At 68.6% G+C, this 8,361-nt stretch carries 7 protein-coding genes and 2 pseudogenes; 3 read left to right on the plus strand and 6 right to left on the minus strand.

Translation table 11 applies throughout. The features are described 5' to 3' along the window. Together ACFXMF_RS45035 and ACFXMF_RS45040 are read right to left on the minus strand one after the other, a co-directional pair. On the minus strand, positions 1 to 526 hold a 526-nt coding region (locus tag ACFXMF_RS45035; protein ID WP_380021207.1), incomplete at its 3' end, for an IS30 family transposase. Then, entirely contained in the window at positions 475 to 855 is a 381-nt protein-coding gene (locus ACFXMF_RS45040) for a helix-turn-helix domain-containing protein (RefSeq protein WP_379991701.1), read from the minus strand. The genes ACFXMF_RS45040 and ACFXMF_RS45035, both read right to left, overlap by 52 nt. Before the next feature lie 485 nt (positions 856 to 1,340). On the opposite strand from ACFXMF_RS45040, the gene ACFXMF_RS45045 reads away from it, so the two are divergent. Beyond that, complete coding sequence (locus tag ACFXMF_RS45045) at positions 1,341 to 1,640, plus strand: DUF6342 family protein (protein WP_379991702.1); 300 nt, start codon at positions 1,341 to 1,343, stop codon at positions 1,638 to 1,640. Positions 1,641 to 1,873: 233 nt separating this feature from the next. On the opposite strand, the gene ACFXMF_RS45050 is transcribed toward ACFXMF_RS45045, so the two are convergent. Continuing rightward, positions 1,874 to 2,737 (minus strand): hypothetical protein, encoded by an 864-nt coding sequence (locus ACFXMF_RS45050; RefSeq protein WP_379991703.1) that lies wholly within the window; start codon positions 2,735 to 2,737, stop codon positions 1,874 to 1,876. A gap of 571 nt (positions 2,738 to 3,308) precedes the next feature. Next, the gene (locus tag ACFXMF_RS45055; RefSeq protein WP_360317819.1) at positions 3,309 to 3,770 is read right to left on the minus strand and encodes a MarR family winged helix-turn-helix transcriptional regulator; all 462 of its coding nucleotides are present in this window, start codon (positions 3,768 to 3,770) and stop codon (positions 3,309 to 3,311) included. Positions 3,771 to 3,782: 12 nt separating this feature from the next. On the opposite strand from ACFXMF_RS45055, the gene ACFXMF_RS45060 reads away from it, so the two are divergent. Next, positions 3,783 to 5,252 (plus strand): MFS transporter, encoded by a 1,470-nt coding sequence (locus tag ACFXMF_RS45060; RefSeq protein WP_379991704.1) that lies wholly within the window; start codon positions 3,783 to 3,785, stop codon positions 5,250 to 5,252. Between the two features lie 267 nt (positions 5,253 to 5,519). Here ACFXMF_RS45060 and ACFXMF_RS45065 read toward each other — a convergent pair. Then, positions 5,520 to 6,005 (minus strand): annotated as a pseudogene (locus tag ACFXMF_RS45065) (transposase); the annotation flags it as partial. Positions 6,006 to 6,269: 264 nt separating this feature from the next. On the opposite strand from ACFXMF_RS45065, the pseudogene ACFXMF_RS45070 reads away from it, so the two are divergent. Continuing rightward, positions 6,270 to 7,549: pseudogene (locus ACFXMF_RS45070) on the plus strand (transposase). Here the strand turns inward: ACFXMF_RS45070 and ACFXMF_RS45075 are convergent. After that, positions 7,542 to 8,027 carry a hypothetical protein gene (locus tag ACFXMF_RS45075; RefSeq protein ID WP_379992906.1) on the minus strand — a complete coding sequence of 162 codons (486 nt, stop codon included), beginning with the start codon at positions 8,025 to 8,027 and terminating at the stop codon, positions 7,542 to 7,544. The pseudogene ACFXMF_RS45070 and the gene ACFXMF_RS45075 sit on opposite strands and share 8 nt — an antisense overlap. Positions 8,028 to 8,361 lie beyond the last annotated feature (334 nt).

Genomic DNA, 8,361 nt, shown 5'->3' on the forward strand with positions numbered 1-8,361 from the left:
TCACCGAGCGGGCCGATTCGGCGGGGAGGTCGCCGAGGGCGTGGACGAGCGCGTCGCGGACCTGCTCGGCGCCCCGGCCGCCGGGCGGGTGGAGGAGTTCGACGTAGCGGGTGGATCGGTCGACCAGGGTGCCGATCGCGGACCGGTTGCCCTTGCCGACGATCGGGTCGCCCTCCCGACTACCCGCCACTCGACGGTCGTTGAGCGCCTCGGGGCGATGGCCGATCAGGGTGCCCGGGTCGATGAACCGGGTGGCGCGCTCGTAGGGCCGGCGGCGTCGACGACGAGCGGGTCGGCCGGTGCGCGGGACGCCGGGGGTGCGCTCCAGGCCGCCGCGGTGCGGCAGATGGACGGCCTGGTAGAGGGTCTCGTGTGCGAGGTGCCGCTCGGGCTCGTCCGGGAAGGCGGTGCGCGGGGCCTGGGGGATCTGCTCCGGGCTCCACCGCCGGTCCGGACGCTGCCGGATGAACTCCTTCAGTTCCGGGTCACGCCGTATCTTGCCCTTCTTCGAGCGGGCGCGGCGCACGGCGGCCCGGCTCTGGGCCTGGTGGGGTGGTATTCGCCGGTGCGTGGGTCGCTGTTGCGTCGCACCTCCCGGCTGATCGTGGCCGGGCTCCGGTCGAGGTCCCGGGCGATCGCGCGCAGCGGGTTCCCGGACAGGAGCAGATCGGCGATGACGAGACGCACGTCCTCGGCCGGGAACCGGTCCGAGGTCCCGACGCGACGGCGCTCCTCCGTGATCGGCGCATGGACACGCTCGTGCCCGGCACGGTCGACCGTCTTGCGTCCGTACCGCCGGCGGGTCCCGGTCCTGCGGTTGATCCCCACCTCGCGGCACGCCGCCGAGTTGCTCATCCCTTACGCCATGAGGCGAAGGTATTGATCACGCTTGTCCGCCAACGGAGCAGGTCCGCGCTTCTTCGATGTTCGCCGCGGCTTGGCCATCGCAACACCCCGCAGGGTCAGGTGTTGCAACCACCTTTAGAACCCAAGGCGCCCGCCGGGGCCAACTCAAGACGTCATAGCCACCCGGCACAGCGCGGCGGCGGCCCGCTCGATCGCGGCCAGTTGTTCCGGCGGCCACGGAACCACGGGAGGTTCGGCAATTCATGGTCAAGGTCGTCAATCAGGCCAGCATGATCGAAAGCAGCCATCTTTCCGATAGTTGGTGTTTCCGTTCGATCAATCGACCTAGGCTCCTCAACGCGGTCCGGGACTTCTACTGCATCCTCAGTCGCGCTTTCACTGTTCGCGGGCGCGTCCCGTCGGGCCTCACACGGCGACGTGGCTGAAGCCCGCGAGGGGGGAAACGGCCCGCAGGGACTGGGAGGGGAATCCTCATGCCTGACATCGATCTCGGACTCGCGTCGGACTGGCCGGACGGCGAGACGCACGGCCGTATCAAGCTCGTACAGAACCGGGTCTACCCCACGTCGCCCAAGAAGGACGTGGCCGTCGTCTCGCCGAACAGCATCGAGATCGTGGTGAACTCGGGATTCGCCAGCTCGCAGGAGCAATCCAAGGTCTACTTCACGACGCACCACGGCAGCACGAAGAAGGTCATTGCGGTCCTCGATTCCGAAGGCAATCTGAGCATCGCCGGGAAGCTGACCACGGAGAAGCGCGACCTGGGGTTCTAGAGCCTCACCGGCTCGGCCGCGTGGGCGGAGCGTGAGGGGTGGCCGGGGTGCGATATCCCCCGGCCACCCCCAACTCGGTTTCCAAACAAGCCTGTTCGGCGGCACACAGAGAACGCGGACCGGAGTGGGCGGTACTGCGCACGGCGGTCACGGCGTCGCACCCGCCGGCGTCGCGATCACGTGGACCGTGGCACCGTTCAGCGGCATCGACGCCGCGAGGATGGTCAACCCGATCAGGGCGACCACGGTCGCCAGGCTCTGGCACGTGATTCCATCTTTCGGCCGCCGGTGAGGATGGCCTCCAAGCCAATGACGCGGGCGCAGCGGCAGTTCGTCGGCCTCGTGAGGGTCGACGTGACCGGGTCCGTGGGTTCCGGCTGTGGCGAGGGCCAAGTGGTCCATTGCCCTGCGAATCGCTGCTTGCGCCCTTCGACCTCGGTGGTCTGTGCGTCCTCTGGCGCGACAGCGTCCATCATGTCCCACACGCGTGCGCAGAAGGCTGTGAACTCTGCGATTTCGGTGTTCCGGACCTTGAAGTAGCCGCGATCGTGGGCCTCGCCGACCTCGTTGCCTTCGTGGTCGGTCCTGATTCTCGCGTTGTAGGTGTTCAGAAACACGTTGATGCGGACGCATCGGCCGGGTTCGACGTGGAAGATCGCCTCTGCGTGCAGGGGTTCGTCGCGCCACAGCATCAGCAGGGCGAGCGCTTTGACGTGCTCGAGCACCGGTCGGATGTCCAAGGACAACCTCAACCCAGCGCGTCCCAGGCGACGATTGGGACGAGGGAGAACCAGAAACGCGGATCCGTCCGACTCCCCGGGATTCAGTGTGCGAGGACGCAGGAAAGGCAGCGGATGTACACGGCGCAGTTGTTCGGCGGTGAGTGTCCGCAGCGTGTAGGGGCCGATCGGCACGTCCGTTCCGGCCGCCAGGTCCGCGTCCGGAAGAATCCGATCCTGTGCCTGGGGCGTGGGAGCCGCGCAGAGATGCCCAAGATGGGCGGCGATCTCGTCGACGGGCACGGCCGCCCCCGTCGCAGCCAGAGTGGCCACTTCCGACAGGCCGACGACCTTCAGGAGGATGTCCTGCGACGGCAACGCCTGCCCGTCGTAGAGATCCGCGCGCCTGTCGGGTGGGCGGCACGGGCGATGGCGGCACGCAACTCCTCGAACGCGGGGGTGCCAGCCACCCGGGACCATCGAGTGTCCGGGGAGATGGTGTCGATCCAGGCCTGCACGACGGAGCGCATGTCTCGACCGTAGACGTGCCACGGGCGCGCTGCCTGCCGATCGTCGAACCCCTTGGACGCAACGTTCACCCCATGTGCACGAGTTGGGGTACGTCCAGGATCGTCTGTCGCGCGGGCCTGGGGCATCGAGCGGGGGGGCCGGGGTGATCCCGTTTCGGTCACGCGTGGGCGGCTGAACGCCTTCGTCCTGGAACGCCTCGAACGCCTCCACGCCTGTGGGCACCACGTCGGGTCTCAACAACCTCGTCCCCGGCCTGCTGCGTCCGGACCTGGAGAGGGCGGGCTGCCTGGTCCACGCCGTGCCGTACCACAGCAGCAGCGCGTGGTAGAGCGCGTCGTCGCCGCGGCGGAAGGCGGCGCGCGGCGCGCATCCGGTCGGTGCGGCGGGCTGCCGTCTCGGTCGCGGTGGATCCGGTCGGCTACCGGCGCTCTTGCTGGGCGGCGAGGAAGCGTTGCAGATACCCGTGGAAGCGCTGCACATCGTCGGCCGACCAGTCGGCGGTGAGCTCGGCGAAGACGGATTCTTGCCACTGGTGGGCAGAGGCGAGCATCTTTGCTCCCTTGTCGGTGACGAGGAGTCGCCGTTGCCTCGCATCGGTGGGCGAGGCGACCTTGCGGAGGTAGCCGCGTTCGACCGCCTGGGTAAGGAACCGGCTCGCGCCGGACTGGTCGATGCCCAGTTCGTCGGCGACCGCATTGACCGTGGCGCCCTCGTCGCCTTGGCGGGCGGCGACGGCCTCGGTGACCATCACGTCGCGTCCGCGCTCGGCGTCGATGCCCCGACCTGTGCCGGTCCACCGACGTGACCAGTACCGCACTACGCGGAACAGCGCGTGTCCCGCCCCGGGACGTTCTGCGGGCTCCGGTGTCTTCGTGTCCACGCGGAACAGTCTATGCGATACGCATGTACATGTAGTGTATGCGTATCGCATAGATCTGGAGGGGTGATGAAAACCGAGACGCCACCAAGGTCAGGCAACCGCCGGGCAGTTCCGGCGCGTGTCGAACTGGCGTTCTTCGCACTGCTGCTCGGGATGCTGCTCGCCCAGCTCGACACGAACATCGTGGTGGCGGCTCTTCCGGGGATCGGCGACGACCTGGACGCCGGACCGGCGATCGCGGGGGTGACCGCCGCGTATCTGCTCGCCGTCACGGTCACGACGCCGATCGCAGGCAAGCTGGGCGACATCCTCGGCCGGCGCGCGGTGTTCGTCGGCTCGGTGCTGGTCTTCGCCGCCGGTTCCCTGGCATGTGCTCTGGCACCCTCGATGCCGCTGCTTGTCGCGGCTCGCGCCGTGCAGGGCATCGGCGGGGCCGGGCTCATCGTGACGGCGGTGAGCACCCTGGGCATGCTGTTCGACAAGACCGAGCTGATCCGCCGGCAGGTGTGGCTCACCGCGGTCACCGCGATCGCGGCACTGGCCGGGCCTCCCGTCGGCGGGTACCTCTCCGCGTGGGCCGGCTGGCCGGCGATCTTCCTGGTCAACCTGCCCGTCTGCGTCCTCGCCCTCGTGATCGGGTGCCGCGGTCTGCCGGGCAGGTCCGGCACGACCAGCCTGCGTGGCTTCGACCTGGCCGGAGCGGTGCTCATGCTCGTGGCGACCTCCGGCATCGTCGTGCTGGGATCGTTCGAGGCGATCGCCGGCTCCGTCGTCCCCTCGGCGGCGCTTCTGGCCCTCTCCGTCCTCGCGACCATCGCGTTCGTCGGACGCGAGCGGCGAGCCGCGGACCCGCTCGTCCCTCCCGCGATCTTCGCCTCGCGAGGATTGTCCCGGTCCATCATCGTCACCGGGATCGGTGGAGCCGCGCTGTTCGGAACGTTCACCTTCGTTCCTCTGGCCGTGAACGCCGGTACCGGGTACGACATGTCGACCGTCTCGACCCTGCTGGTCGCCCTCACCGCCGGCCAACTCGTCATCACCGCAACCTTCTCGGTCGTCGCGCGGAAGTTCCCTCGCATCGTGCCCTGGGGACGGCTCGGTCTGATGCTGGGTGTGGTGGGCCTGGGCCTGCTCTCGATCCTCCCTCTCGGGAGCACCTGGCCGAGTGCTCTCGTGCTGGGGATCGCGCTTGTGGGCCTGGCGCTGTCCGGTGCCGCCCTGGGTCTGCTGATGCAGGCGTACACGCTGCTCGGCATCACCTCCGCCCCGCCCGCGCATTTCGGCTCCGCGATGGCCACACTCACCCTCGCCCGACAACTCGGTGGCTCGATAGGCGCCGCCGCGTTCGGCTGGCTGCTCATCATGATGTCCGGCTCGTCGGACGCCACCGTCGCGATCCTGGCTGTCGCCGCCGTCCTGCTCGCGATCGGGCTTGTCGTCGCACCACGTCGCCGTGACGAATCCGAGGCCGAGAGCACATGATCGTCCGGCAGTACTGACACCCGACCGAGAAGCAGACCGGCTCGGAGGCCTGCGAGGTGGGCCTGCGATGTCGGCGTCGATCGCGAAAAAGGCCAGGACTGCCGGGCGCGCGTTCGGCCCACGCGTCGAGGCCGAGGAGGACGAGCGCGGCGGCGGGGTGGAGGGGATGTGCCGGTGCTGTTGCGGGGGCCTGGTCGGGGCGCCGCCGGGCAACAGGTCGCGAAGGACGGCGTGGAGGCGGTTGATCGTACGGGTGCGTTCGTTGACCAGATCGTTGTGGCGCTCCGTCAGCAATCGCAGGATCGTGGACTGGTCTTCCGGGGCGACCTTGCGAAGGTCGGTGCGGAAGAGGGCGACCTGGGCGACATGCAGCGCGTCGGCGGGGTCGGTCTTGCGATCTCCACCGGTGGCGAGGAGCCGCGCCCGGGCCGACAGGGTCGAGGGGACGTCCACGACGTTCTCGCCGGCGGCGGCCAGTTGCTGGGAGAGGGTTCGGCCCAGGCCGCCGGCGCCCTCTACTGCGAAGCGGCGCTCGGGCCACTGCTCGCACCAGCGTGTCAGCCGGCCGAAGGTGCCCGTGTTGACGACGAAGCGCCGCTGGGCGACCTTGTGGCCCGCGCCGTCGACGGCCACGGCGGTGTGAGAGGACTTGTGGGGGTCGATCCCGATGGTGATCACGTGCAACCCTGACCCGGAGCTCGAAGCGGCAGAAGTGTGCGGTGGGCACCCTGACTTGAAGTAGCGGTTACGCATTCATGCCTCTGTCGAGCCACACCGCGCGGATGACGGCCGGCGGCGGCACGCTAATCAAGAGCCGGCCCGAGAGCGGCAAGGAGCTATACGAGCCAGTGCCGACCGTCACCCTGGACGCTACGGCTGCAGACCGAGCATCTGGGGACGATTCAACAAGTCAGGGGCATGACCACCGACCTGTCCGCAGGCCGGGAGGCTCTTCGTAATGTGGATGTGGCGATCGGTGCCGTGGGACGGCCGGGCGGGAACCAGCGAAGGACGCATGTGATCGAGACCGGCGACATCGGCGTCTTCCTCGGCCTGGATGTCGGCAGGGGCGAACACCACGCCACCGCCGTCACCCCGGCCGGGACGAAGGCCTTCGACAAGCGCCTGCCCAACAGCGAGCCCAAACTCCGCGAGCTGTTCGCCAAGCTCAAGGCCAAGCACGGCACCGTGCTGGTGGTCGTCGACCAGCCCGCCTCCATCGGTGCCCTCCCGCTCGCGGTCGCGCGGGACGAGGGCTGCAAGGTCGCCTACCTGCCCGGGCTGACGATGCGGCGGATCGCCGACCTCTACCCCGGCGAGGCCAAGACCGACGCCCGCGACGCGTTCGTCATCGCCGACGCCGCCCGCGCCCTGCCGCACACCCTGCGCGCGATCGAACCCGCCGACGAGGCCGTCGCCGAGCCGGAGATGATCGTCGGGTTCGACGACGACCTCGCCGCCGCATGCGCCGAGAGGTTCACCGAACACGAGGACGCGGAGATCGTCACCGGCTTCCCCGGCCTGGGTGACCTCACCGGAGCCCGCATCCTCGCCGAGATCGGCGACGACCGGTCCCGGTTCGCCGACGGCCGGGCGCTCAAGGCATACGCAGGCTCTGCACCCATCACCAGAGCCTCCGGCAAGAGCTTGATCGTCCACCACCGCAAGGTGAAGAACCAGCGATTGGCCGCACTCGGCTATGTCTGGTCCTTCGCCGCGCCGACCGGTTCCCGCGAAGCTCGCGGCCACTACGACCGCCGCCGAACTATCGGGGACCGGCACACGGCCGCCTTGCGCAACCTCTTCAACCGGCTCCTCGGCCGGCTCCACCACCGCCTCGTGACACGCCAGCACTACAACGAGAACACCGCCTTTCCCACCCCACTGCCGGTCTCGGCTTGACGCCATGGACCGATCGGATGCCTCGATGCCCGGCATCGGCGTCAGGACCGGAGCCAGGATCCTCATCGACGTCGGCGACGGCAGCCGCTTCCCCCTCCGCCGCCCACCTCGCCGCCTACGCCGGCCTCGCCCCGGCAACCCGCAGCTCCGGCTCCTCGATCCGCGGCGAACAACCGTCCCACAGAGGAAACAAGCAGCTCAAACGCGCGTTCTTCCTCTCCGCGTTCGCCGCACTGAACGACCCCGCCTCCCGGGCCTACTACGACAAGAAGACGGCCCAGGGGAAACACCACACGCAAGCCCTCCTCTGCCTCGCCCGCCGAAGAGCCGACGTCCTCTTCGCCATGCTCAGAGACGGCACCTTCTACGAACCCCGGCCCGCGGCGGTCACCTGAGCGGCGGCTCGATCAGGAGGACGACCCGGTCGGCCTCGACCTCGAATCCGAGCACCGCATGGCCGTGGTCGCCCTCCGGGTCCATCAGCACGGGCTTGCCCAAACCCCGCCCGATCTCCCGCAGGAATCCGCAGAACGCATCGAGTCGCTCCTGGCCCTGCAACTCCCGCAGGTCGACGTCGAAGTCGATTTCGTCGTGGTCGCGGAAACGGAAGATCGCCAACACACCGGCCGCCGGCCAGACCCGCAGGTTCGGACACTCGGCGCCACGCGGGCGGGACAACACGGCCTTCGCCCGGGGCACCGGCAGCACCGTCTCGCCTTCGGAGTACCTGCACTTCCAGCCTCTCGCCTCGACAAGATCAAGGACCGCCTGCCAGTCCTCCACCGAGGCGTCGGGGACACGCATGTCCGGAAGGGATCCCATCAGGTCGGGGTCGAAGAAGCACTTCACGTCATCCCACAGCAGATCGGGCACCTCGCCATGTTGCCCGGCTCCCACCCCGAACGCAGCCCGATTTCCCTTGACGAAACCCATAGGGGCACCCCCGTGAGGTCGTATGCCTCGAGGATTTCCATGATCTCCCTGCTGTTCTTCACACCGGTCAACCTCGCCGACCGGCATATCCGTCCAGGTCCGGGGAGGTATCTGGCCATATGTGGGGAAGATCGTGGCCATCAGTGGGCCGATAAATGGCCGCCTGCGGGGAGTATCTAGGCTCTGTCGCGAGTTTGGTGAAACACGAGATGTGGATCTTGGCGGCTCGTGATGATTCCGAGTGTCCGTTGCCGATCTTCTCGCCGTCCTGTTC

The sequence above is a fragment of the Embleya sp. NPDC059213 genome, from assembly GCF_042754445.1.
Taxonomy (GTDB): Bacteria; Actinomycetota; Actinomycetes; order Streptomycetales; family Streptomycetaceae; genus Embleya.